Genomic DNA, 23,166 nt, shown 5'->3' with positions numbered 1-23,166 from the left:
CGGTCAGCAGGATGCTCTTGGTCCACTCCAGGTTGTTGATGTTGAACTGGCCCACCGCATAGTGGCCATCGCGTGCTTTCAGCAGCATATTGGTAGCATTTACCAGCATATCACATACCTCCACATGATGTTTGTTGGAAAGGGCACACCGACCCCCGGTGTGCCGTTAGTTTCATTATACCCTGACTTTGACAAAAAAGCAACAACATTTTTCGCCACGGGATATGTACTTTTGCACCATATTTTGGCAGAAGATGCCGACAGGAAAGATTTTGTAAATTTCGCGGGAAATTCCGGTAATTTTGTGGTTGGATTTCAGAGCTTTGCCTACTTGACACAAAAGGTTATCCACCCTGTTATAGGGAAAACTTTTCCACCGCTTGTGCAAAACTCCGGTGCCAAATGGTGGAAAACAGAATGGGAACGCGGCTTTTCCACACTTTCAACAGAGTTTTCCACAATGGGAAAACTGTTCCCCCTCTACAATCTGTATAAAGGATGGTGCAGCGTCAATTTTGAAAAGCGGTTTGCACTTTTGACGCATCCGAAGGCGGAAAGGCGGCAAAAGGCAGGCACGGTACGACAAAAACCGCAAAAAAGGATGACAAAGAGGCGGGAATTGTGCTATACTGATATCTGTATAATCAGCGTTTAGAATCTGAAAGAACAAGGCCGGAAAGGGCAAGCTCTTTCCGCAGGAGGTATGGGATGGAAAAGACGGGTCGTGTACAGGCACAGCAGCACCCCGAAACATTGGTCTGGGGCAAAAACCCGGTGACCGAATTGCTCAAAAGCGGGGATGCAGTGGATACTGTGTATCTGGCCGATTCTCTGCCGCAGGCAGTGGCGGGGTACTATACGGCATTGGCCAAGCAGAGCGGTGCGGTGGTCAAGCGAGTGCCCGGCAATAAATTGCAAAAACTATGTGCAACGGCGGATCACCAAGGGGTAGCTGCCCGTGCTGCCGAGGTACACTATGCCTCGTTGGAAGATCTTTTTGCTGCGGCCGCGGCAAAAAGCGAAGCGCCGTTTTTTGTGCTTTGCGACGGGGTGGAGGATCCCCACAATCTGGGGGCAATCATCCGTTCGGCCTATCTGTGCGGTGCCCATGGCGTAGTGATCCCGAAGCGGGGCGGCGTAGGGGTGACCGGCACAGTCATGAAGGCCAGCGCCGGTGCGGCTGCCCGTCTGCCGGTGGCGCGGGTTACCAATCTGGCACAGGCCATCCGTACGATCAAGGAACACAATGTTTTTGTCTATTGTGCGGATTTGGGCGGTGCGCCTCTCTCTCGTACGGACCTGTCCGGCCCGGTGGCACTGGTGCTGGGCAGTGAGGGCGGCGGCCCCGGGGCGTTGACCCGCAAGCTGTGCGATGCCGCCGTGACGCTGGAGATGGCGCCCGGACAAGCCACCGGCGTGGACAGCTATAACGTCAGTGTGGCGGCGGGAATCCTCTGTTACGACGTACTGCGCCGCCGCAGCGGAAAGTGAATTTCACCTTTTTGGTAAGGGGAGCAATCAAACATGCCAAGCAAACGTACCAATGACTCTGTAGATCGTATTTTACAGGATCTCAACCAACAGCAGACGGCGGCCGGTGTGCGGGATACCGTGACCGACCATCAGGTGGATGAGATTCTGCGCAGTGTGGGTATTTCCACCACGCCGCTGCATGGTACGCCGGAGCAAGACCATCGCATTGCCTTCTCCGGACTGGACGATCTGGACGGGTTCGATATGCTGTCTAACAGTGCGCCCGCCCCGCAGCCCCAGACCCAACGGCCGGCAACACCGCGTCCCGCGGCGCAGGCTCCGGTGCAGCAAGCGCCTCGTGAGGCGGTTCGCCAACCCGCTGCCCAGCCGACCCAGAAACCGGTACAAAAGCCTGTCCAGTCGGCGCCGTCTGATGCGCGGCCGGTACGGTCGGTGGAGCCGTTGGTATCGGCGCCGCAGGAACGGTCCAAGACGGATACGGGGACGCTAGGCGATACCACCCGAACGGGGATCATCAAAGGGTTTCTGCTCAAAATGGCGCCGGATGCCGATGTGGCAGACACCGACGCGTTGAATCAGGGTAAAAATCAATTCCAAAAGTTTTTCCGGGATTCGGTTGCAGTTGTGCCCGATGCCAACGGAAAAATCCGGGAACCCGGCAAAAAGAAGCGGGGCCTGTTTGGCCTGAAATCCGCAGAGGACACCGATGAATTCGTGCCCATCAATGTATCATTGGGGGGCGGGGGACAGAGCGAAGAGCGGCGGCAGGAACCGGACCCGCAGGAAGAATACTTCCCGGATCGTGAACCGGAAATGCCTGCAGCGCAGCCTGCCAAAAAGCGGGGCTTTTTGGGCGGACTGTTTGGCGGCCGTGACTCCAACACCGAGGAAATTGTGATTCCCGAAGCACGGCAGGAAGAACCGCCTGCTGTCTATCATGCTGCCCAGCAACCGGAAGAACCGCAGGGCGGCGATACGGTGGAAAATGTCTGGCACAGCAAGTATACCCGGGTGCCTGCGGCCCCGGCCGCCCCGGCGGCTCCCTATCCGGAGCAGCCCGCACCGCAGTCGACCTATTCGGCGACCAAGGACCTTAGCGCCACCGGCACGATCTATCGCAAAAAGCGCAATACCGTTGAGTTTACACCGGGGCAGAAGATCCGCACAGCGCCGCCGGCGCAAGCAATGCCGGAACCGCCGGTGGGCGAGCCAGTAGGGGAACCGATTCATCTGCCCAGCCAGCCGTCGGCACGTACCGGCTTTACCATGCAGCTGGGGGCTTTGGATGCAGCGCCGCTGGACAGTACGCAAGACTTTATGAAAGCTTATAGTGCAGTACGGCCGCAGCGCAGCACCGCATCCCAGCCCACTCAATCGGTACAGCCGCTGACAACACAGCCATCTGCAGCGCAGCCGCCGGTTTCTGCGTCGGAGCCGGCTTCGACGACGAAGCCCGGGCTGGACCCCAATGCGGATACGCAGGTGGTCGGCTTGCCTTCCGAGGAAAGCCTTTTTGCCCGTCGGGAGCCCGATGAGGTAGATGCCTTGGTGGACACCCTCACCGGCAAGATCCGTCTGACGCCGGAAGCGCCGGCCCACAGCGGGTTTACACAGGACCTTGGTGTCGGCATGCAGCAAGCACCGGCCCATTCCGGCTTTACGCAGGACTTGGGGGGCGGTGCAGATCCCTCCACCGGGTTTACACAGGACTTGGGGGCCGAGGCGGCAGAGCCGGCTACGGCTTCCTTTGTAAAGGATATTGCACAGGCCATCAATACCGGTGCGGTGCTATCCGAAACAGAGCGGTTTGATACCGCGGCGGCACGGCTCACCGAGTCGCTGCAGGAGGAGGCAGAAGCTTCCGAAACGAGAAACCGGCGGCGCAGCCGCCGTGGTAAGGGCCGGATGCGGTTTGGCGGCGAAGCTGCCGATGAACAGGCGGATAGCGCTGCCCAACCTTTTGAAACGGCGGAAATCCCGCCGGTACGGCACCATGACTATGAACGGGCCGAAGACGCCCCGCAGGTGCGCCGGGAATTGAGCCAGCAGGTTTTGTACTATACCACAGCCTCGCTGGTTACCGGTGCCATTGCAGCGGTATTGTTGATTTTGGGCCTGATGGCAGCGGCAATGCCGGTATTGCCCGGACCCTTGGCGGATTCGTCGGTATATGCCGCGGTGGATTTGGTGCTGTTGTTGGTGGCCGGCGGTTTGTGCTGGCGCACCGTGGTCAGCGGTATGATCGGTTTGGCCAAGCGCCCCACACCGGATAGTTTGGCTGTGCTGCCTCTGCTGGGGGCGGTTATCCAGTGCCTTGTGGTGCTGGCGACCAAAAACGACTTGACGGATGGTATGCTGCTGGCGGGGCCGGCGGTGCTGGTGCTCTGCCTCAATACCATCGGCAAGCGGGTCAATGCTTCTACCGTACAGGATAATTTCCGCCTTGTCAGTGCCAAGGTGGACCACTCGGTGGCTTACCGTCTGCGGGATGCCGGGGCACTGCGGGCTGTCACCAAAGGACTGGCAGAACCGCACCCCAATGTGCTGGTCAATCGTCCTACACAGATTTTCCGCAGTTTTGTGACCAACAGTGCGGCAGCCGGTACCAGCGATAAAAATCAACAGCAGTTTGCGTGGCTGGCCGGTGTTTGCGCACTGGTGGCTATGCTCATCACGCTGATTCGTACCAAAGATCCCGCTGCGGCAGCTACGGTGCTGGCGGGAGTGCTCTGCCTCAGCGCACCGCTGGCCGGCACGCTTCTCTCGGCCTTGCCGGCCCGGATGATGCAGCGCAGTGCGGCACAGGTGGGGGCAGTGATCCCCGGTTGGCGAGATATCCGGCAGTTGGGCCGCATCAATGTGATTCAAGTCACCGCGCGAGACCTGTTCCCCGCGGGGTGTGTGACCTTGTCCGGCATCAAACCGGTCAAGCCGGAACACATCGATCTGGCCATTGTGTATGCCGCCTCCATTTTGGCGGAAGCCGGGCCTACCTTGCGCGAGGTATTCCTCGGCATGCTGGGAGAAAACCGCAACTTGCTGGCGCAGGTAGATGATCGGGAAACGGTCTACGGTAAAGGCTATGTGGGCTGGATCAACAAGCGCCGGGTGCTGGTGGGCAATCGTGCGCTCATGCAGGATTACGGCGTAAAGATTCCCAGCTTGGAATACGAGCAGCATCATACCGTTAACCAGCGCCGGGTCATCTATCTGGCGGTGTCCGGCAAGATGTTTGCCATGTTCCAAGTGGCTTACCAGCGGGATCCCGATACGGCCGTGGTGCTGGAAAGCCTGCGCCGCACGGGTCTGTCCCTTGTGGTGGATTGTGACGATTTCAACTGTGATGTCCAGTTGCTGGAAACGGCGTATAGCCTGCCCTCCGGCTCCGTAAAGGTACTCAACGCCGCAGAGCGTAAGACGCTGGACCCCGCAGTGGCTTGGCTGCCGGAAAGTGAGGGCAACATGCTGCATTTGGGCAGCTTTGCCAGCTTTGTGGGCGGTTTGGAAGCCGCTGCCGGTGCAGCGGAAAGTGAACACAAAGCCTCGATGTTCGTGTCGGGTGCGGTGTTGTTCGGTTGTGTACTGGGCGTGCTGTTGAGTTTGACCGGCGGCCTGACCACGCTGCCGTTGGCAGGGTTCGTGCTGTACCAAGTGGTGTGGTGCGTGCTGGCGATGATCTTCCCGCTGATTCAGCGGTATTGACACAAGAGAGTGCGGGCCCGTCCCGACGGGGCGGGCCGCGCGCTGTATTCGGGGCTTTCGCCCCATAACAGAAAGGGGCTTTGCCTGTGTACCGTGCGCGCGAAAAGCAGATGTCGATTTATGACTATTTGCCGCCCTATCACGGGGAATTGAGCGGCCGCAACCGCTGGGTCCTTTTGGCGGAAGCCATCGACTGGGACCGGTTTGAACAGTTTTACAGTGAATTGTTTGCGCCCGGCGGCAAGGCGGCTATTTCGGCCCGGATCGCGCTGGGCTGTCGGGTGATTCAACTGCACTACCGGGTTTCGGACCGGGAAGTGGTTTCGCTGGTCAAAGAAAGCCCCTATCTGCAATATTTTTTGGGATTGGAAACCTTCAGCGACGAGATGCCTTTTTCGGCGCGCACGGTAGCCCGGTTCCGCACGCGCATCCCCGATAAAGCGGTGCGTCCGGCGGTTCGGCTGCTGCGCAGTTTTCGCTGAAGCATAAACGAAGAAAGTATTTAGAGGTCTTATGGAAATTTTTATCGACGCGCTGCAGGACGCATGGATTGACAGCGTAAAAATGCTGCCCTTTTTGTATCTTGCCTACCTGCTGATTGAATGGCTGGAACGCCATCACGGCGCCCGTATTGAACAGGCACTGGCTGGCGGCGGCCGTTGGGGCTTTGTGCCCGGCGCACTGCTGGGCTGTGTTCCTCAGTGCGGGTTCAGTGCAGTGGCGTCCAACTTATATGCCAGCCGGGTCATTACGCCTGGCACGCTGCTGGCGGTATTCATTGCCACCAGCGATGAAGCGGTGCCGCTTCTGGCGGCTGAACCTTCCCAGTGGCCCAGTTTGATGGCACTGCTCGTATGCAAAGCGGTGTTCGGCATGGTGGGCGGCATCCTGCTGGATGTACCGCTGCGGCATGTGCTGCCCAAATCGCTCTACGGCGGCTATGCAGGCCATGCCGATGAAGTGGATTGCCACGAGGAACACGAAGAACACAGTGGTATTTGGTTGGCGGCACTCCGCCATACGGTGGAAATTTTTATCTTCATTTTGCTCTTCAGTCTGCTGATTGGTCTGGTATTTGGCTCGGTAGGGGAGACGGCGATCACCTCGGCGCTGGCCGGCATGGGGGTATTTCAGCCTATGCTGACGGCACTGGTGGGGTTGGTGCCCAACTGTGCCGCCAGCGTGCTGCTGGCCCAGCTCTATATCCAAGGGGCTATCTCTTTCGGCAGCTTGTTTGCCGGGCTGACGGCGGGCGCCGGTGTGGGATTGGCGGTGCTTTGGCGGGTCAATCCCAGCTGGAAACAAAACCTGCTCATGACGGGCCTTCTGTGGGCGGTCGGCGCGGTGGCCGGCATGCTGTTGCAGATGCTGCCCCTGTAAAATCCACCCTTCGGGGGACATTCAGGAGGAAACCGCAATGCAGTACACCATTGAAAATGAGATCCTGCGCCTGACAGTCGACACCCATGGTGCCGAGGCCGTCAGCGTCATCCACAAGCCTACCGGGGCAGAGCTGCTCTGGTGCGGCGATCCGTCGGTATGGGGGCGGCATGCACCGATTCTCTTCCCTTATACGGGAAAGCTGACCGATGGCAAGATGATTGCCAAAGGGGTGGAATATCAGGGCGGCCAGCATGGCTTTGCCCGCGATGTAGAGCATACGCTGACCGAGCAGACTGCCACCACGTTGGTGTTTGAACTGCATGCCAATGCCCAAACCCTGCCCAAATGGCCGTATGCGTTTGTGCTGCGCTCCACCTTTGCATTGGAGGGCGAGACGATTCACCATACCCTGTGCGTCGAAAACCCGGTGGAAGAACAGCTTCGTTTCGGCATCGGGTTCCACCCGGCCTTTGCGATTCCCTTCGATGACCGCCACACCACCGAGGATTATGAGATCCGGTTTGATGGCATCGAATCTCCGCTGTGCGTCAGCGCGCAGCCCCATGGTCTGCTCAGCGGCGATAGCTACTATCTGGCCCGCAATACTGAGGCCATTCCCTTGAACGATGATCTGTTTGACCATGACAGCCATTGTATGGTCAACCTGCGCAGCCCCCATGTCTCTTTGGTCGAGAAAGATACCGGCCGCAGCGTCATCTGCAACGTAGAAGGGTATCCCTATGTGCTGATCTGGTCGACCCCGAAAAAGCCGCTGCGCTTCGTCTGCATCGAGCCGTGGCACAGCCTGCCCGGAGAGGAAAACGGTCCGTTGGAATGGGAGCAGCGCCCCTGTGCCGCTTCGCTGAACCGTGGCGAGAGCTGGTCCACCACCTTGTCCACCACGTTTGTACACTGAGGGCCTTTTCTCCATGCAAAAAACTGCCGGCTTTTTTAAAACCTATCGCTGGCCACTGACCGGCGCGCTGTTGGGCGCGCTGGTTTTTGTGGCTTTGTACGGGGTACGGGTGCTGGATCCCACCTGTGTGGATTGGATTCTGAACAACGGCAGCCCCGATCCCTCCCAACATTATTTGGGATGGGTGTTTTTCCGCAACAGTGCGGTGCGGCTGCCGTATTTTGGCGCCAACTACGACGCGATCTACCCCTACCGCACCAGCATTCTATTTACCGATTCCATCCCGCTGCTGGCTTTACTGGCCAAGCTGTTCAGTCCGTTGCTGCCTGCACGGTTTCAGTACTTTGGCTGGTGGGGGCTGCTCTGCTATGCTTTGCAGGGCGGTCTTGCACAAGCTATTTTGGCACGCCTCGGTGGGATTCGCCCCGGCCAAACGGCCAAAGCGTGGGCCAGTGTGGCAGGGGCTGGGGTTCTGGTCTTTTTCCCGGCACTGACGATGCGGATGTTTGCCCACACGGCGCTGGCGGCCAACTGGTTGGTCTTGCTGGCGCTTTGGCTGTGGATTCGCAGCGATGCATTGCTGCCCACGACCGGTCGCGCCTGCTTGGCATGGGGGATCATGGGTGTCCTTTGCGCGGGAATCCATTTGTACTACCTGCCCATGGCGGGCATTGTGCTGGTTGGGTATGCTCTGCGCCGGGGTTTGCAAAAGCGCGGTGTAGCCGCCGTGCTTTTGCCCGTGCTGACCTTCTGTGCTGCCGCGTTGGCGGAACTGGTGGTGTTGGGGGCTTTTGCCGCCAATTTTGCGGGATATGCCAACGGCTATCTTAGCGGGGCCGACCTGTTGAATTTGGTAGTGCCGGGGCTGGCCGACAGTTGGGAACAGGACATTTACATGGGCTTGGGTGCTGTGCTGACGGTGGCGTTGGCGGTGCTCAGCGGTGTGTATTTTGCCGTGCAGCATCGCGGCCGGGCAGCAGCTTTTGCAAAACGCCATCGCAGTTGGCTGGTGGCCGGCGCTGTGATTTTGGTACTGGATGGCATTGCCGCTATGAGCAATACCGTTACGCTGGGCGGCCATTTGCTGGGCACCATTACGATCCCACAGGCCCTGATGGATGTCTGGTCGATGTTTTCTTCCTGCGCACGGCTGGCGTGGCTGGCCGGTATGCTGCTGGCGTTGCTGGCCGGCGGTGTGGTGCTGCGTGTGTGGGGCGGTCGGGCCGCTCTATTGCTGCTGGCTGCCTGCACGGTGGTGCAAGCCTATGACCAACGGGATGAACTGGGCCGTCGGTTTGCCAACTACCATCAGGCCGAAACCTATGCCGATCAATCCGAACTGACAGATCCGGGATGGGAGGCTTTGGCGGAAAGCGGCCAATTCCAGCATCTGGCTTTTGCTACCTTTGATTTTGGACACCCCGAGTTCTGGGATCTGGCGACCTTTGCGGCGGATCATGGTTGGACCTCCAACAGCTTTTATATGGGACATATGGACGGCAATCTGGCGTCGGTGACGCTGGTAGGGGAGATGAACAACCTTTCGGCCGATACTCTCTATGTATTCCTTGATGAGGATGAATTGGCCCGGGATTCGTTCGCCCTCTATTACTACCGACTGGATGGGATTCTGATTGGCAGTGTGGAACCGTTGGATCTGCCGGCTGACCCGGCACCGCAGGCGGATACACGGGCGATGGACCTTTCGCTTTCGCAGGTCACCAACGGATCTCTCACTTCCGATGGTGTGGAATTGGGCAGCGGTGGACAGCTTCTCACGGGCGGCTGGACACTTTTCCCCGGCAGTTATGCGGTCACCCTCACGGGCAGCGGTTTTGATCACAGCTATATCTATGCGCGCCATGGTTTGGTCAATGAGGAAACCTACAAACTGGAGGTGGAGTTTACCCTCATCCAGCCCGACACCATGACCTTTACCTTCACCACCGGTACACCGCTTTATGATTGGTGCACAGCGGTGCACACGCTGGACGATACGACCATCACGGTTACCGGCATAACCGTAGAAAAAACGGCATGAGGCGGGGAATGTACGCAGTTATCCTTGACAAACGCGGGAAGGACTGCGTACAATGAAGGTACCATGAGGGAGTAATTCCGCACCGCATGGTGCGCGGCGTGTTCGCCATACCCGGCCAACCAGCCCGGACCGCCGGAACAATAGAATGAGACTCATGCACAGGGGGTTTCCTGTGCATGAGTTTTTTTATACGCACCGAAAAGGAGGACTCTGCCATGAAACCGGTATATGCACAACCGATGGAAGACCTTTTGCGGCAACTACGGACCACCGAAACCGGCCTTACCCAGCAACAGGCCGATGCACGGCGAAAAGAGACAGGTCCCAACAAGTTGCGGGAAGCCCCTAAACCCACCCTGTGGCAGCGGTTTATCGCCCAGTTGCGAGACCCCATGCTGGTGATTCTGCTGGTGGCCGCGGTAGTGTCGGGGGTAACCAACTATCTGGCGGGGGATCATGTGGCCGAGGCGGGCATCATTTTGGTGGTGGTACTGCTGAATGCGGCGCTAGGCGTCTTGCAGGAGAGTAAGGCTGAGGCGGCGATCGAAGCGTTGCAGACCATGACAGCAGCCACCTGTAAGGTGCTGCGGGACGGGAAACAGCGGGTGATCCCCAGCGAGGAACTGGTCCCCGGCGACGTGGTGGTATTGGAAGCGGGGGACAGCGTCCCTGCCGATGGCCGGCTGCTGCAGAGTGCCAGCTTGAAGATTGAGGAGGCTGCCCTGACCGGAGAAAGTGTACCGGTCACGAAGACCTTACAGGTGCTTGGTTTGGCGAACCGACAGGAAGTGCCGCTGGGTGACCGAAAAAATATGTGCTATATGGGCTCCACGGTGGTTTATGGCCGGGGCCGTGCGGTGATCACTGCTACCGGAATGCAGACCGAAATGGGGAAAATCGCCGGAGCACTATCCCAAAATGAGGAAGAACAAACCCCGCTCCAGCGCCGCTTAACCGAACTGGGGCGAACCTTGTCCAAACTGGTGCTGGGCATCTGTGTATTTATCTTTGTGTTCGACCTGTTCTTGGCGGGTTCTTTCACGGTGCAAAGCGTACTGTCCACCTTTATGGTGGCGGTTTCGTTGGCGGTGGCAGCCATCCCCGAGGGACTGGCTACGGTGGTCACGGTGGTCTTGTCCATTGGTGTGACCAACATGAGCAAGCGCAATGCGGTTATCCGCCGCCTGACTGCGGTGGAAACGCTGGGCTGCACGCAGGTTATCTGTACCGATAAAACCGGCACGCTGACCCAAAACCGTATGACGGTGGTGGAGCATTGCGGTGATACCCAGCCATTGGCCACCGCTATGACGCTGTGCAACGACGCGGTGTTTGTGGCAAACGGTCCGGCAGAAGGAGAACCTACCGAGGCTGCGCTGGTGGATTTCGCGACGGCGCAGGGGCGTTCCAAGGACCGGCTGGCGGCTGAGCAACCTCGCGTGGCGGAAGCTCCTTTTGATTCGGGACGAAAGATGATGTCCACGATTCATGAAGTGGCAGGCGAATTTGTGCAGTACACCAAGGGCGCACCGGATGTGGTTTTGCAGCGCTGTACTACCTATCAGGAAAATGGGCAGATATACCCCTTGACCGATACCAAGCGTCAGGCGCTGTTGGCACAAAATAAGGCTATGGCTGACAGGGCATTGCGAGTTTTGGCTGCAGCCGAACGCCGCTGGCTCCAGCGACCTGCCGAGGGAGACCCTGCGCAGTGGGAACAAGACCTTTGTTTTTTGGGTCTGACAGGCATGATGGACCCAGTACGTCCCGAGGTGGCTGCCGCCATCGCAGAGTGCCGGCAAGCGGGCATCCGACCGGTGATGATCACCGGTGACCATAAGGATACCGCCGTGGCCATTGGCAAACAGCTGCAAATCATTGAATCACCGGAGCAAGCCCTGACCGGCGCAGAACTGGATGCCCTCTCTGACGAGGAGTTGGAACAAGCCGTGGAGCGGTATGGGGTCTATGCCCGGGTCCAGCCCGAACACAAGACCCGCATCGTGGCAGCATGGCGCAAACGGGGCGCTGTTACGGCGATGACGGGCGACGGTGTCAACGATGCGCCCTCCATTAAGATGGCAGACATCGGCATTGGTATGGGCATCACCGGTACGGACGTGACGAAAAATGTGGCGGATATGGTGTTGGCCGACGACAACTTTGCCACCATTGTGGCCGCTGTGGAGGAAGGCCGCCGAATCTACGACAACATTCGCAAGTCCATCCAGTTTTTGCTGGCTTCCAATATGAGTGAGGTGCTGGGGGTATTTGGAGCAACCTTGTTAGGTTTTACGCTGCTCAACCCGGTGCATCTCCTTTTTATCAACCTGATCACCGACTGCTTCCCGGCGTTGGCGCTGGGCATGGAAAAGGGCGAGCCCGACCTGATGCACCGCGCACCGCGCCGCGCCACTGACGGAATTTTTGCGGGAGGACTGGGATTGGATATTGCTTACCAAGGGGTGCTGATCACAGTTATCACGATGATCTCCTATCTGCTGGGCCACTGTATCGAGGTGGGCGGATGGGAAATGCCCAGAGGGGCCAGCCCGGATGGTATGACGATGGCCTTTTTGACGATGAGTATGTGTGAAATCTTCCACAGTTTCAATCTGCGCAGTCAGCGTCAAAGCGTTTTCACACTGCACACCCATAACCCGGTGCTCTGGGGAGCCATGCTGGGTAGTTTGTTGTTGACTACGGCTGTGCTGGAAATTCCTGTATTGGCGGACCTGTTCGGCTTTACGCCCATCTCGCCGCGGGAATATCTGCTGGCGGTCAGTCTGGCGATACTGGTAATCCCCATTGTGGAAGGCGTTAAATGGATACAGCGCCATGCCGCCCCCACACGCTAATGCAGCCAAACAATAAGGACCCGCTTTTCCCCAAAAGAAGCGGGTCCTTATTTTGTGTCTTTTACGGCAGGAAGTTGGCTGCCACGGGCGCCAACACGGCAGTCAGCACGCCGGCTACCGCAATGGCCAGCCCACTGATGGCGCCCTCCACTTCGCCCATCTGTAAGGCTTTGCTGGTGCCTACCGCGTGGGCCGAAGTGCCTAAAGCCAATCCTTTGGCAATGGGATCGGTGATATGACAAACCTTGCAGACCGTTTCCGCCAGTAAGCTGCCTGCAATACCGGTCAGAATAATGACCGCGCCTGCCAAGGCAGCGGTACCGCCCAAGGTTTCGGCAATGTCCATACCGATTGCGGTGGTCACCGATTTAGGCAGAAGAGTCACGGCGTTGGCACGTTCCATCCGCAGCACCCAAGCCATTAGCAGCACACTGCCCAGACTAGTCAGCACACCGGCGAGGATGGCGGCCAGAATCGCCCCTACATTCTTTTCCAGCAGTTCCCACTTTTCATACAGTGGAATGGCCAAACTGACGGTGGCCGGAGCCAACAGCCAGTTGACGGGGGCTGCGCTGGCACTGTAATCGGCATAGGGAATGGCGAAACAGCGCAGGAAGACGATCATAAAAATACTGCCCAGCAGCAGCGGATTGCACAGGGCCCATTTCGTCTTGCGGTTGATCAGAACCCCCAAGGCATAAACCGCCAGCGTGGCAAAAACGCCCCAACTGCCGCAGTTTTGTAAAAACTCACTCATGGCGCTGCACCTCCCGCCCAGTGGTGCAATGCTGGGCTACACAGCCGGTCACCGCCATTACCAGCGCGGTGATGGGGACAATGGCGATCAACACCGGTACGATGACCTCCATCATCTGGCTGCCCAATTCCATAACGCCGCTGGCGGCAGGCACAAAAAGCAGGGGAAAGATCCCTGTCAAAAACAGGCCGGTTTCCCGTACCTGTTCCAGCCGCAGCAACCCTAGGCGCAGGGCGGCTACCATCAGCAGCAGGCCGTAAACGCTGGCCGGAATAGGCAGCGGCAGTACGGTCGCCAAGATCTCGCCCAGCAGGCAAAAGCCTACAATCCGGGCGAATTGGAACACGAACTTCATATACAATCCCTCTTTATGCTAAAATGCTGTCCCATCATACCACTTTCAAAGAAATTCTACAATTCCCACGAAGCAAAAAAATGTGAAATTATGTGCCACTTGTATTTTGATGCAGAGTGTGGTATACTAACCCAAAACCCGATCGGGGAATGGGAAAAGAGGTTTTGACATGTCTTTGCTGAAGAAATTGGCCGGTTTGGCCGTGGGTGCCGCTGCTGTGGGCGCTGCCGTGTATGTGCTGCAAAAGCGGGAGCACGGTGAGGAGTATGAGCATATTGTGGGCCCGGAGGACGAGGTTGAAACCGACGCCGCCGAGCCCGAAGACGATGCGTCTGCCGAGGCTGAACAAGCCCCTGCCACCGCGTCCCCGGAAACCGATGCCGTATATCAGCCGCCTGTGGCCGCTCATCCGGTGCAGACGGGTGATGATACCCCCAACGCCAACCCGGTAGAATTGGGTGCGGTGGAGGTCCCCAAAACGGCGGACGGAAAGTACGACGCCACCAAAATCGCAGACCCGGCAGATTTTGGTGATTGGGACGAACAGGGCTGCAAGGGTTGATAGAACCAACGCATCAGGCGCATCTTTGTCACAGGCAAAGGTGCGCCTTTTTGTATTTTACTGTATAAAAATGCACTTTACAACTTTATTGCACTAAAGTATAATGCTTTTATATGTGTGGAGGGGTAGGGAACTTTATGGAAATTCAGCTGCAAAATTTCACCCCCGCCGAGCAGGCAACGTTTCGACTGCGTGCATTGTACGAGCAGGCAGGCTACCGCAAATACCGCTGTTCCCGGTTTGAGGAATATGCCCTCTATCAGGAATACCAGCGTTTTTTGCCTGACGCACAGGTGGTGACCTTCACTGATTTGGATGGCAAGCTGCGGGCCATCAAACCCGATGTGACGCTGTCCATCGCCAAGACGGCCCAGCCGGCACCGGGGAGCTGCAAGCGGTTCTATTATAATGAGGAAGTGTGCCGCCCCAGTCGGGAAAGCCACACCTTCCAGACCATCCACCAGATGGGGTTGGAATGCATGGGGGCGGTGGACGCTGCGGCACAGGCCGAAGTGGTGCGTTTGGCGCTGCAAAGTCTGGCAGCGCTGCAGGTGCCCACCGTGTTGGAAGTGAGCCATATGGGCTTTGTCACCGGCCTGCTGGATGCCTTGCAGGTACCCCAGACCGCGCGGGGCCGGCTGCTGGAATTGCTCAACGAGAAAAACGCCCATGAACTGCAAGCCGCCGCCAAAGCGGAAGGGCTGAATGAGGACGCTGCCGAAGCACTGTGCGGGTTGCTGCGGCTGCATGGACCGTTGGGGGCTACCCTGACGGCGGCCCGGGCAAGCTGCCGCAGTGAGGCCCAGCGGGAGGCGCTGGAAGAATTGCAGGCGCTGCAAAATCAACTGGGGGAGGAAGGTCGCGGGACCCAGTTGGACCTGAGCATGGCCGATGAGATGGAATACTACAATGGGTTGGTATTCACCGGCTATGTGGCGGGCGCCCCCAGAGCGGTGCTTAAAGGCGGTCGGTATGACTACCTGATGCAGCGCTTTACGCCGGGGGCCAACGCCCTTGGATTTGCCATCTATCTGGATGAATTGGAACGGCTGACCGGACAAAGCGGCCAGACCCGGTCCGACGGCGAGAAGGTCTGGCTGAACATCGCCCTGCCCAAGGGGCGTTTGGGGGACAAGGCTTACCGTTTGCTGGCAGAGGCCGGCTACCGCGCCAACGAGGACTACAACGAGTCCCGTAAGCTGGCGGTGGAAAACCCTGAGGCAGGGGTCCGGTATTTCCTCGTCAAGCCCAGCGATGTGGCCATCTATGTGGAACATGGGGCGGCGGACATCGGCATTGTAGGAAAGGATATTCTGGCGGAATCCAATGCGGACGTCTACGAACTGCTGGATACCGGCATGGGCAAATGTCGGATGTGCGTGGCGGGCCCCAAGGACTTTGTGGATGATGAAAGCCGCGCACTGCGGGTAGCCACCAAGTTCGTGAACATCGCCCGGGACCATTACGAGCGGCAAGGCCGTGACATCGATATTATCAAACTCAACGGTTCTATCGAACTGGCGCCCATTTTGGGGCTGTCCGATGTGATCGTGGATATTGTAGAGACCGGCACGACGCTGCGGGAAAACGATCTGACGGTGATTGAAGCGTTTATGCCGATCTCGGCCCGGTTCATTGCCAACAAAGCCAGCTATAAATTCAAATATCAGCAGATGACCGAGCTGCTCAACAAGATGAAGGAGGCGCTTGCTCAATGATTCGCCTGTACAATTTCGAGGAAGTCAAACCCGAAGAGATTCTGAACCGGGATATCCGTGCCGAGGCGGACGTGGAGGCGACGGTGGACGCCATCATTGCCGATGTACGTGCCCGGGGCGATGCAGCCTTACTGGACTATGCGGCTAAGTTTGACCATGCCGAGATGACCTCGGTGCAGGTCACCCAGCAGGAAATCGACGAAGCTTTTGCGGAACTGGATGCACAGGACCCCGAATTCATCACCACCCTGAAGATGGCGGCGGAAAACATCCGCCATTTCCATGAGCAGCAGCTCCACAAAAACTTTGTGCTGACCGATAAGCCCGGCGTGGTGCTGGGCCAGAAATACACTCCCATCCAACGGGCCGGTGTCTACGTGCCGGGTGGTACGGCGGCTTACCCGTCCACGGTACTGATGGATGTGATCCCTGCCAAGGTGGCGGGGGTGCGCCAGATCGTGATGACCACACCGGCGGGGCCCGGCGGCAAGGTGAACCCGGGCATTCTGGCAGCGGCGGTAATTGCAGGCATTGACTGCATCTTTAAGACCGGCGGTGCGCAGGCGGTAGCTGCGCTGGCATACGGCACCGAGAGCGTGCCCGCTGTGGACAAGATCGTAGGTCCCGGCAACATCTATGTGGCCACTGCCAAGCGGAAGGTGTTCGGCAAGGTGGGCATCGATATGATTGCCGGCCCGTCCGAGATTCTGGTGCTGGCGGACGGTAGCTGCAACCCGGCTTGGGTAGCGGCGGACTTGCTCAGTCAGGCCGAACACGACAAACTGGCAACCCCGGTACTGGTTACCGATAGTTGGGAGCTGGCCCGCGCCGTGCAGGCGGAACTGGAAGTACAGATTCCCCAATTGCCCCGGGCGGCCATTGCACGGGCCAGTGTGGATACCAACGGCAAGATCATCGTCACCGACGATATGAAGAAAGCCATCGAGGCCGTCAACATTATCGCGCCGGAACATCTGGAAATCTGCGTGGACGATCCCTTTGCGGTGCTCAATCAGGTGGAAAACGCCGGCAGTATCTTCCTCGGTAAGAACGTGCCGGAAGCACTGGGCGACTATTTCGCTGGACCCAACCATACGTTGCCCACCAGCGGCACCGCTCGGTTCAGCAGCCCGTTGGGCGTGGATGACTTTGTGAAAAAGTCCAGCTTTATCTACTATACCCGGGAAGCGCTGGGGCAGGTAGAAAAGCGGATCGCCAACTTTGCCGAGCACGAGGGCCTGCACGCCCATGCCAAGAGCGTAACGATCCGGTTTGAGGACCAGTGAGCGGAGGGCAGCAAGGATGAGCCGTTACTTTACCAAGACACTGGCTGCGCTGGAACCCTATACTCCCGGCGAACAGCTGAAAATCGACAATCTGGTTAAGCTCAATGCCAACGAAAACCCCTACCCGCCGGCACCCGGTGTGGCGGCGGCGGTGGCGGCGGCAGTACCGGGGCTGCGCCTTTATTCCGACTTGACCAATGCCGACCTCAACCGAGCCATTGCCGATCACTGGGGCGTCAGCCCGGAAAACGTACTTTGCGGCAACGGCAGTGATGAGAATTTGCTGCTGGCTCTGCGGGCATTCTGCGATGAGGAAACCCCGCTGGCTTTTGCCGACATTACTTACAGTTTCTATCCGGTACTCTGTGATTTGTTGCACATTCCCCAGCATGTCATTCCTCTGAAAGAGGACTTTACCATCGACTTGAAACAATATTGTGGGCTGCACGAGACCATTGTCATTGCCAACCCCAACGCCCCCACCAGCCTGCTGGCGCCAGTGGAGGCCATCGAGGAAGTGGTACGCACCAACCCCAACAATATTGTGATTGTGGACGAAACCTATATAGAATTTGCCCCGGCAGGGGCTAGCTGCCTGCCGTTGTTGGCGCGGTATGACAATCTGGTGATTACCCACACCTTCTCCAAGACCCATAATCTGGCGGGGGCCCGGTTGGGCTTCTGTTTGGCCCGGCCGGAACTCATTGCCGATATGAACCGGGTCAAGTTCAGTTATAGCCCCTATAATGTTAACTCGCTGACGCAGGCGGCAGGGGCGGCGGCTATCCGGGATGAGGCGTATTTCCGGTCGGTGACCGGCAAGGTACTGACCACCCGGGCCGACACCACCGAGAAACTGCGGGCCCGGGGCTTTACCGTGCTGGATTCTGCCACCAACTTTTTGTTTGTCACCACCGACCGGATGCCCTGCAAACAAATCTTTGAGGCGCTGCGTCAGCGGGGCATCCTGATCCGCTACTTCAACGCGCCCCGCATCGACCGGTATCTGCGTATTACCATCGGCACGCCGGAACAGATGCAGCGCTTCTTTGCAGCACTGGACGAGATCCTGCCCCCGCAGTGCTGAGGAACTACCAATGAGGAGGAAAATGTTATGATCGCCATTGTGGATTATGGTGTGGGCAATTTGTTCAGCCTGTCGTCCAGTGTTCGGAGTTTGGGCGCCGAAGTGCGGGTCACCGGCGACGCTGCGGACTTGCGGGCGGCCAGCCACATCCTGCTGCCCGGCGTGGGGGCCTTTGCCGATGCTATGGCCAAGTTGGAAGCTACGGGATTGGTGCCGGTGCTGAAAGAGGAAACCCAGCATAAGCCGTTGCTGGGCATCTGCTTGGGTATGCAGTTGCTCTTTGAAAAAAGCTATGAGTACGGGGAACATACCGGTCTGGGGTTGATTCCCGGGGAAGTTTGCCCCTTGGCGGACGATTTGCAGGAGCCGACGCTGAAGGTTCCCCACATTGGCTGGAACGCGCTGCACATTGTGCCCGAACGGGCGTCGGATCCGCTGTTCCGGTATGTGCGGGATGGAGAGTATGTCTACTATGTACACAGTTATTACGCCAAACAGTGTGCCTCCTCCACCTTGGCCACCAGCGAGTACAGCATTCCGGTGACCGGTGCGGTGCGCAGCGGCCATGTGTATGGCACCCAGTTCCACCCCGAAAAATCCGGTGATACCGGTCTGCGCCTGCTGAAGGCGTTTGCCGAACTGTAAGGAGGGGCTTTGATGAAACTTTATCCTGCCATTGATCTGCGCGGCGGACAGGCTGTGCGGCTCTATCAGGGCGATTATGATCAGATGACCGTCTATAACGCCGACCCGGTGGCGCAGGCACAAGCCTTTTTGGAGGCTGGGGCCCGGTATCTGCATGTGGTGGATCTGGATGGCGCGAAGGACGACACCACCGCCAATTTGCAAACTATTGCAGCCATTGCCAAATTGGGTGGACTGAAAATTGAGGTGGGCGGCGGCATCCGGGACGAGGAACGCATCCGCCGGTATCTGGACCTCGGGGTAGACCGCTGTATCCTCGGCACCGTTGCCGTGAAAAACTTTGCCTTTACCCAACAGATGGCCCAAACCTACGGCCCGCAGATCGCTGTGGGGGTGGACATGAAACAGGGGTATGTAGCCGTCAATGGCTGGAAGGAAGTCACCCCGGAACCGGGGGTGGATTTCTGCCGTCGGTGTGCGGCGGCTGGGGTAGGGGCGATCATCGCCACCGATATCTCCCGGGATGGCACCCTGCAGGGAACCAATTTGGACCTGTATCGGGAACTGCTGACCATCCCCGGCATCGAGGTAACTGCTTCGGGCGGGATTGCCCGGATGGAGGAACTGGAAGCGCTGCAAGCCATGGGCTGCCATGCAGCTATCTTGGGCAAATCCATCTATACCGGCGCCATCGATCTGGCCGAGGCCGTGCGTCGCTATCAGACGTAAAAGGAGGAACCGACGATGATTACCAAACGGATCATTCCCTGTCTGGACGTGAAAAACGGCCGGGTGGTCAAGGGCGTTAACTTTGAAGGGCTGCAGGATCTGGCTGACCCGGTGGAAATGGCCCGCTTCTACAACGAGTCGGGGGCCGATGAACTAGTGTTCTATGACATCACCGCCAGTGTGGAGGGGCGCACCCTTTTTACGGACATTTTGCGGCAGGTAGCCAGCCAGATCTTTATCCCTCTAACAGTGGGGGGCGGTATCCGCACGTTGGAAGATTTTGACCGAGTCCTCAAGTGCGGTGCCGATAAGGTCAGTGTCAATTCCGGCGCCATTGCCAATCCCGGCATCATTTCGGTGGCGGCCCAGAAGTACGGCAACCAATGCGTCGTGCTTTCCGCCGACATCAAGCGGGTGGACGGTAAGTTTATGCTTTTTGCCAAAGGCGGCCGAGAAAACACCGGCATCGACGCGTTGGACTGGCTGGAACAAGGGGTCCACAATGGCGCCGGAGAATTGGTGGTCAACTCCATCGACACCGACGGCGTAAAAAATGGCTTTGATCTGGAACTACTGGATGCGGTGGCAGCACGGTGCGCGGTGCCCATCATCGCTTCAGGCGGAGCCGGCTGCAAAGAGGATTTCCTCACCTTGTTCCGAGAGCATCCGGCAGTAGATGCGGGGTTGGCCGCTTCCATCTTCCACACCAAACAGGTCCTGATTCGGGACCTCAAAGACTATCTGCGGCAAAATGGCGTGGAAATGCGGCTCTGACCCCTTGCCAAACGCGACAAAAACAGGTACACTATACATATATTTTCTTGGGGCGGGCGGTGCCATCGGTGCGGCCCGCACCAAACGTTCTTGAGCAGGAGGTTTCTCAAGATGGAAATCACCCAAAATTCTCAATCGCTCCATTTCAATTCCCATGGGTTGATTCCCGCCATCGTGCAGGATCACTATACCAAGGGAGTGCTGACCCTCGCCTATATGAACGCGGAAACGTTGGCCCTGACCATTGCCGAAGGACGCACGGTGTTCTGGTCCCGCAGCCGGCAGGAAATCTGGCGCAAAGGTGAAACGTCGGGCAATGTGCAGCGCGTTGTTTCCATCACGGCGGACTGTGATAAGGATGCGTTGGTTATCGACGTAATCAAGGAAGGCCCTGCCTGCCATACCGGTGCCGAGAGCTGCTTCTTCAATCCGGTCTATGTTTCGGATGAGCTCAAGCAGTTCACCTGGCAGGGACTGTACGAACTGATCGAAGGCCGTAAGACCGACCCCAAAGAGGGCAGCTACACCAGCTATCTTTTCGACAAAGGGCTGGAAAAGATCCTCAAAAAGGTGGGGGAAGAATCCACCGAAGTTATCATTGCCGGCAGCAAACGGGACAAAGAGGAAACCATCTACGAAATCAGCGATCTGGCCTATCATGTCATGGTGCTGATGATCGAGCTGGGCATCTCGGTGGAGGATATCACCAAAGAACTGGAAAAACGGCATGTCATTGACCATAAAGTAAAGCAGGAAAGGATGCAGTAATATGGCGGGCGAATATCTGAAAAGTTCCGTCCACGTACATTCCAAACTGTGCGACGGCAAAAATACCTTAGAGGAAATGGCGGTTACGGCGTGGCGCGCCGGGCTGCAGACGCTGGGCTTCAGTGGTCATAGCCACACCCCCTGCGATCTGGAATACTGCATGACCAAAAGCCGCACGGCGCTCTACAAAGCGCAGGTTGCCAAGCTGAAAGAGCGCTATGCCGGTAAGCTGGATATTCTCTGCGGGCTGGAGTGGGACCTCTTCAGCGATGATAACCCGGCAGATTATGATTATTGCATCGGTAGCTGCCACTATGTGCAGGGACCCAAGACCGGCAAATATTACGAGATCGACTGGCGGGAAAGTGATCTGGCTGCCTGCATTGCCGACGATTTTGACGGCGACGGGCTGGCTGTGGTGGAAGCCTACTTTGCCAATGTGGCCAAAGTGGCGGAGAAAAAGCCCACCATCCTCGGTCATTTCGATTTGATCAAAAAGATCAATGGGGACGGCAAGTTCTTCGATGAACAGGATCCCCGCTACAAAGCGGCTGCCGACGCCGCGCTGATGGTGGCGGCCCGCAACCGTTGCGTGCTGGAAGTCAATACCTCGGCGGTGTACCGTGGGTTCCGCAAGGACTTCTTCCCCTCGGACGAGATCCTGAAAGACTGGCTGGCGTTGTCCGGCAATGTGGTGATCACCGCCGACGCCCACGATACCAAGGCGCTCACCTTCGGTTACGAAGAAGCAGCAGCCAAGCTCAAGGCACTGGGCTATTCTAAGGTGCAGGTGCTGGGCAAGGACGGCTTTCAGGCCTGTTCTCTTTGAGTAAGCACAAAGAGTTATAGAAAATCGCCCTACGGCGCCATGGGTGCCACAGGGCGATTTTTTACAGTAAAAAAGCCCTTTCCGGTCAGAGAAAGGGCCCGATATTACGGTTTCTTGGTTTCCTCTTTAGGCTTGGGGGTGGCGCACTTATTGTGGCAGCTAGCACAGTTGCCGCCGCAGCCGCCTTGCCAACCGCCATTTTGGCTGATAAACAATACCGCCAATGCCAGCAGCACAAAGACTACGACCAAAACGATAACACTTGCAAGATTCATGTTGGTACCTCCCGGGATGGAGCGCATCCCTTCCTGTTCAGTATAGCACAAGGGGAACGGTTTGCGCAAGGCGGCACGCATAAAAAGCCGACAGTTGGCCATACTACCGGTAAGGAGGTGAGCCAAAATGGAGAATACCAACGTTACCTGTGATGTTTGCTCCTGTGCGTACAACCAGAACGGCTGCACGTGCAATCTGGACGCGATCAAGATCACTGAGCATTCCGAGAATGGCAATCAGGGCGTAGATAACCCGCACTACTGCCAGAGCTACCGCCAGCGCTGAGGATAGCCGGCACTGCCGTACGAACCGGGCCGCAGGGGAGAAGTCTCTCCCTGCGGCCCGGTTTGTTTATAGTGGAAATGGCAGCGCTTGTACGGCACCCTTGCGATCGATAACCCGTTCCCACCCTGCAAACGGTAGGAAACTTTTAGGAACGGAACATCGACCCCAATCCGTTGAACCAACTGTTGATGGAATCTACCTGCGCCTGAAGTTTGTTGACATTGTCCATCAGGGTGGGTAGTTCAGTCAGCACCTCGTTCAGGGCATCCACATCAATGCGCTTGAGCTGCTCGGTAATTTCCGGCAGATCCTGCATCATGGAATCCAACGCTTCGGGGTCTACCGTGTCCAGACTGCTTTGCACGGTGGTAGCCAGTTCATTTACCTGCGCGGTGGACTCCATCACCTGTTGGTAGGCGGTGCGGGAGTAGTACCAAAAAACTCCCAGTGCTATCAGTAATACGGCTGTCATAGCAATGCTCAGCATCATGCGCAGCCGTTGGTTGCGCATGATATGGCGGTTTTGTTGGTCCTGCAGTTCCAACTGAGCCTCAATGCGGTTCAGTTGGGCTTTCAGGTCGGCAGCGTCCAGTTTGCCGTCACCGGTTTCATCGTTGTGGGCGGTCAAATCGGCCACACGGTTTTTCAGTTGTTCATCCATTTCACGGTTGAGTTTATCCATCGCGATTACCTCCGACAAT

23 protein-coding genes are annotated in these 23,166 nt (G+C 57.7%); 18 read left to right on the top strand and 5 right to left on the bottom strand.

What is annotated here, in order from left to right:
• Window positions 1-109 (bottom strand): class II fructose-bisphosphate aldolase (locus Q0526_RS05725; RefSeq protein WP_366522034.1); only part of this gene is annotated, 109 nt, incomplete at its 3' end.
• Window positions 110-124: 15 nt separating this feature from the next.
• Between Q0526_RS05725 and Q0526_RS05720 the strand changes: the two genes are divergently transcribed.
• The 8 genes from Q0526_RS05720 (at window position 125) to Q0526_RS05685 (ending at window position 12,394) form a co-directional block, all read left to right on the top strand.
• The gene (locus Q0526_RS05720; protein WP_298731497.1) at window positions 125-655 is read left to right on the top strand and encodes a hypothetical protein; all 531 of its coding nucleotides are present in this window, start codon (window positions 125-127) and stop codon (window positions 653-655) included.
• 53 nt (window positions 656-708) lie between these two features.
• A complete protein-coding gene (rlmB, locus tag Q0526_RS05715; protein ID WP_298731496.1) occupies window positions 709-1,491 on the top strand; it encodes a 23S rRNA (guanosine(2251)-2'-O)-methyltransferase RlmB in 783 nt (260 codons plus the stop codon).
• 33 nt (window positions 1,492-1,524) lie between these two features.
• On the top strand, window positions 1,525-5,196 hold the full coding sequence (locus Q0526_RS05710) for a hypothetical protein (RefSeq protein WP_298731495.1): 3,672 nt from the start codon (window positions 1,525-1,527) through the stop codon (window positions 5,194-5,196).
• Window positions 5,197-5,282: 86 nt separating this feature from the next.
• The gene (locus Q0526_RS05705) at window positions 5,283-5,678 is read left to right on the top strand and encodes a transposase (RefSeq protein ID WP_298731494.1); all 396 of its coding nucleotides are present in this window, start codon (window positions 5,283-5,285) and stop codon (window positions 5,676-5,678) included.
• A gap of 31 nt (window positions 5,679-5,709) precedes the next feature.
• Entirely contained in the window at window positions 5,710-6,576 is an 867-nt protein-coding gene (locus tag Q0526_RS05700) for a putative manganese transporter (protein WP_298731493.1), read from the top strand.
• A 37-nt stretch (window positions 6,577-6,613) separates the two neighbouring features.
• Window positions 6,614-7,495: an aldose 1-epimerase family protein gene (locus Q0526_RS05695; RefSeq protein WP_298731492.1), complete on the top strand. Its 882-nt coding sequence runs from the start codon at window positions 6,614-6,616 to the stop codon at window positions 7,493-7,495.
• A gap of 13 nt (window positions 7,496-7,508) precedes the next feature.
• Window positions 7,509-9,536: a DUF6311 domain-containing protein gene (locus Q0526_RS05690; RefSeq protein ID WP_298731491.1), complete on the top strand. Its 2,028-nt coding sequence runs from the start codon at window positions 7,509-7,511 to the stop codon at window positions 9,534-9,536.
• 215 nt (window positions 9,537-9,751) lie between these two features.
• The gene (locus Q0526_RS05685) at window positions 9,752-12,394 is read left to right on the top strand and encodes a cation-translocating P-type ATPase (RefSeq protein WP_298731490.1); all 2,643 of its coding nucleotides are present in this window, start codon (window positions 9,752-9,754) and stop codon (window positions 12,392-12,394) included.
• Window positions 12,395-12,455: 61 nt separating this feature from the next.
• On the opposite strand, the gene Q0526_RS05680 is transcribed toward Q0526_RS05685, so the two are convergent.
• Together Q0526_RS05680 and Q0526_RS05675 are read right to left on the bottom strand one after the other, a co-directional pair.
• Window positions 12,456-13,151 (bottom strand): LrgB family protein, encoded by a 696-nt coding sequence (locus tag Q0526_RS05680; protein ID WP_298731489.1) that lies wholly within the window; start codon window positions 13,149-13,151, stop codon window positions 12,456-12,458.
• Entirely contained in the window at window positions 13,144-13,506 is a 363-nt protein-coding gene (locus Q0526_RS05675) for a CidA/LrgA family protein (RefSeq protein WP_298731488.1), read from the bottom strand. Before Q0526_RS05675 ends, Q0526_RS05680 begins: the two co-directional genes overlap by 8 nt.
• Before the next feature lie 169 nt (window positions 13,507-13,675).
• Between Q0526_RS05675 and Q0526_RS05670 the strand changes: the two genes are divergently transcribed.
• The 9 genes from Q0526_RS05670 to Q0526_RS05630 all read left to right on the top strand — a co-directional run bounded on the left by Q0526_RS05670 (window position 13,676) and on the right by Q0526_RS05630 (window position 21,904).
• Window positions 13,676-14,068, top strand: coding sequence for a hypothetical protein (locus tag Q0526_RS05670; protein ID WP_298731487.1), 393 nt, complete (start codon window positions 13,676-13,678; stop codon window positions 14,066-14,068).
• 137 nt (window positions 14,069-14,205) lie between these two features.
• The gene (gene hisG / locus Q0526_RS05665) at window positions 14,206-15,786 is read left to right on the top strand and encodes an ATP phosphoribosyltransferase (RefSeq protein WP_298731486.1); all 1,581 of its coding nucleotides are present in this window, start codon (window positions 14,206-14,208) and stop codon (window positions 15,784-15,786) included.
• The gene (hisD, locus tag Q0526_RS05660) at window positions 15,783-17,072 is read left to right on the top strand and encodes a histidinol dehydrogenase (RefSeq protein WP_298731485.1); all 1,290 of its coding nucleotides are present in this window, start codon (window positions 15,783-15,785) and stop codon (window positions 17,070-17,072) included. The genes hisG and hisD overlap by 4 nt, the downstream gene beginning before the upstream one ends.
• Before the next feature lie 16 nt (window positions 17,073-17,088).
• Window positions 17,089-18,159 carry a histidinol-phosphate transaminase gene (gene hisC / locus Q0526_RS05655; protein WP_298731484.1) on the top strand — a complete coding sequence of 357 codons (1,071 nt, stop codon included), beginning with the start codon at window positions 17,089-17,091 and terminating at the stop codon, window positions 18,157-18,159.
• Window positions 18,160-18,186: 27 nt separating this feature from the next.
• Window positions 18,187-18,804, top strand: coding sequence for an imidazole glycerol phosphate synthase subunit HisH (gene hisH / locus Q0526_RS05650; protein ID WP_298731483.1), 618 nt, complete (start codon window positions 18,187-18,189; stop codon window positions 18,802-18,804).
• 12 nt (window positions 18,805-18,816) lie between these two features.
• Window positions 18,817-19,533: a 1-(5-phosphoribosyl)-5-[(5-phosphoribosylamino)methylideneamino]imidazole-4-carboxamide isomerase gene (hisA, locus tag Q0526_RS05645; RefSeq protein WP_298731482.1), complete on the top strand. Its 717-nt coding sequence runs from the start codon at window positions 18,817-18,819 to the stop codon at window positions 19,531-19,533.
• A 15-nt stretch (window positions 19,534-19,548) separates the two neighbouring features.
• Window positions 19,549-20,307: an imidazole glycerol phosphate synthase subunit HisF gene (gene hisF, locus Q0526_RS05640; protein WP_298731481.1), complete on the top strand. Its 759-nt coding sequence runs from the start codon at window positions 19,549-19,551 to the stop codon at window positions 20,305-20,307.
• Between the two features lie 111 nt (window positions 20,308-20,418).
• Window positions 20,419-21,075 carry a bifunctional phosphoribosyl-AMP cyclohydrolase/phosphoribosyl-ATP diphosphatase HisIE gene (hisIE, locus tag Q0526_RS05635; protein ID WP_298731480.1) on the top strand — a complete coding sequence of 219 codons (657 nt, stop codon included), beginning with the start codon at window positions 20,419-20,421 and terminating at the stop codon, window positions 21,073-21,075.
• A 1-nt stretch (window position 21,076) separates the two neighbouring features.
• Window positions 21,077-21,904: a histidinol-phosphatase HisJ family protein gene (locus Q0526_RS05630; protein WP_298731479.1), complete on the top strand. Its 828-nt coding sequence runs from the start codon at window positions 21,077-21,079 to the stop codon at window positions 21,902-21,904.
• Between the two features lie 104 nt (window positions 21,905-22,008).
• On the opposite strand, the gene Q0526_RS05625 is transcribed toward Q0526_RS05630, so the two are convergent.
• Window positions 22,009-22,179 (bottom strand): FeoB-associated Cys-rich membrane protein, encoded by a 171-nt coding sequence (locus tag Q0526_RS05625; RefSeq protein WP_298731478.1) that lies wholly within the window; start codon window positions 22,177-22,179, stop codon window positions 22,009-22,011.
• 127 nt (window positions 22,180-22,306) lie between these two features.
• Here Q0526_RS05625 and Q0526_RS05620 point away from each other — a divergent pair, with 127 nt between their 5' ends.
• Window positions 22,307-22,465 carry a DUF1540 domain-containing protein gene (locus tag Q0526_RS05620; protein WP_298731477.1) on the top strand — a complete coding sequence of 53 codons (159 nt, stop codon included), beginning with the start codon at window positions 22,307-22,309 and terminating at the stop codon, window positions 22,463-22,465.
• A gap of 145 nt (window positions 22,466-22,610) precedes the next feature.
• On the opposite strand, the gene Q0526_RS05615 is transcribed toward Q0526_RS05620, so the two are convergent.
• Window positions 22,611-23,147, bottom strand: coding sequence for a hypothetical protein (locus Q0526_RS05615; protein ID WP_298731476.1), 537 nt, complete (start codon window positions 23,145-23,147; stop codon window positions 22,611-22,613).
• Between the last annotated feature and the right edge of the window lie 19 nt (window positions 23,148-23,166).

It is taken from the genome of uncultured Subdoligranulum sp. (assembly GCF_937890665.1).
The sequence above is the reverse complement of the archived record's forward strand: the minus strand, read 5'-3'. Positions and strand labels throughout refer to the sequence as shown.

What these genes read in the sequence shown, in the direction of transcription:
- rlmB (WP_298731496.1), top strand. Translation starts at nt 709, where the DNA reads ATGGAAAAGACGGGTCGTGTACAGGCACAGCAGCACCCCGAAACATTG.
- Q0526_RS05690 (WP_298731491.1), top strand. Translation starts at nt 7,509, where the DNA reads ATGCAAAAAACTGCCGGCTTTTTTAAAACCTATCGCTGGCCACTGACC.
- hisA (WP_298731482.1), top strand. Translation starts at nt 18,817, where the DNA reads ATGAAACTTTATCCTGCCATTGATCTGCGCGGCGGACAGGCTGTGCGG.
- Q0526_RS05670 (WP_298731487.1), top strand. Translation starts at nt 13,676, where the DNA reads ATGTCTTTGCTGAAGAAATTGGCCGGTTTGGCCGTGGGTGCCGCTGCT.
- Q0526_RS05700 (WP_298731493.1), top strand. Translation starts at nt 5,710, where the DNA reads ATGGAAATTTTTATCGACGCGCTGCAGGACGCATGGATTGACAGCGTA.
- Q0526_RS05675 (WP_298731488.1), bottom strand. Translation starts at nt 13,506, where the DNA reads ATGAAGTTCGTGTTCCAATTCGCCCGGATTGTAGGCTTTTGCCTGCTG.
- Q0526_RS05710 (WP_298731495.1), top strand. Translation starts at nt 1,525, where the DNA reads ATGCCAAGCAAACGTACCAATGACTCTGTAGATCGTATTTTACAGGAT.
- Q0526_RS05680 (WP_298731489.1), bottom strand. Translation starts at nt 13,151, where the DNA reads ATGAGTGAGTTTTTACAAAACTGCGGCAGTTGGGGCGTTTTTGCCACG.
- hisIE (WP_298731480.1), top strand. Translation starts at nt 20,419, where the DNA reads ATGGAAATCACCCAAAATTCTCAATCGCTCCATTTCAATTCCCATGGG.
- Q0526_RS05720 (WP_298731497.1), top strand. Translation starts at nt 125, where the DNA reads ATGATGTTTGTTGGAAAGGGCACACCGACCCCCGGTGTGCCGTTAGTT.
- Q0526_RS05685 (WP_298731490.1), top strand. Translation starts at nt 9,752, where the DNA reads ATGAAACCGGTATATGCACAACCGATGGAAGACCTTTTGCGGCAACTA.
- hisD (WP_298731485.1), top strand. Translation starts at nt 15,783, where the DNA reads ATGATTCGCCTGTACAATTTCGAGGAAGTCAAACCCGAAGAGATTCTG.
- hisG (WP_298731486.1), top strand. Translation starts at nt 14,206, where the DNA reads ATGGAAATTCAGCTGCAAAATTTCACCCCCGCCGAGCAGGCAACGTTT.
- hisC (WP_298731484.1), top strand. Translation starts at nt 17,089, where the DNA reads ATGAGCCGTTACTTTACCAAGACACTGGCTGCGCTGGAACCCTATACT.
- Q0526_RS05695 (WP_298731492.1), top strand. Translation starts at nt 6,614, where the DNA reads ATGCAGTACACCATTGAAAATGAGATCCTGCGCCTGACAGTCGACACC.
- hisF (WP_298731481.1), top strand. Translation starts at nt 19,549, where the DNA reads ATGATTACCAAACGGATCATTCCCTGTCTGGACGTGAAAAACGGCCGG.
- Q0526_RS05625 (WP_298731478.1), bottom strand. Translation starts at nt 22,179, where the DNA reads ATGAATCTTGCAAGTGTTATCGTTTTGGTCGTAGTCTTTGTGCTGCTG.
- Q0526_RS05620 (WP_298731477.1), top strand. Translation starts at nt 22,307, where the DNA reads ATGGAGAATACCAACGTTACCTGTGATGTTTGCTCCTGTGCGTACAAC.
- Q0526_RS05615 (WP_298731476.1), bottom strand. Translation starts at nt 23,147, where the DNA reads ATGGATAAACTCAACCGTGAAATGGATGAACAACTGAAAAACCGTGTG.
- Q0526_RS05630 (WP_298731479.1), top strand. Translation starts at nt 21,077, where the DNA reads ATGGCGGGCGAATATCTGAAAAGTTCCGTCCACGTACATTCCAAACTG.
- hisH (WP_298731483.1), top strand. Translation starts at nt 18,187, where the DNA reads ATGATCGCCATTGTGGATTATGGTGTGGGCAATTTGTTCAGCCTGTCG.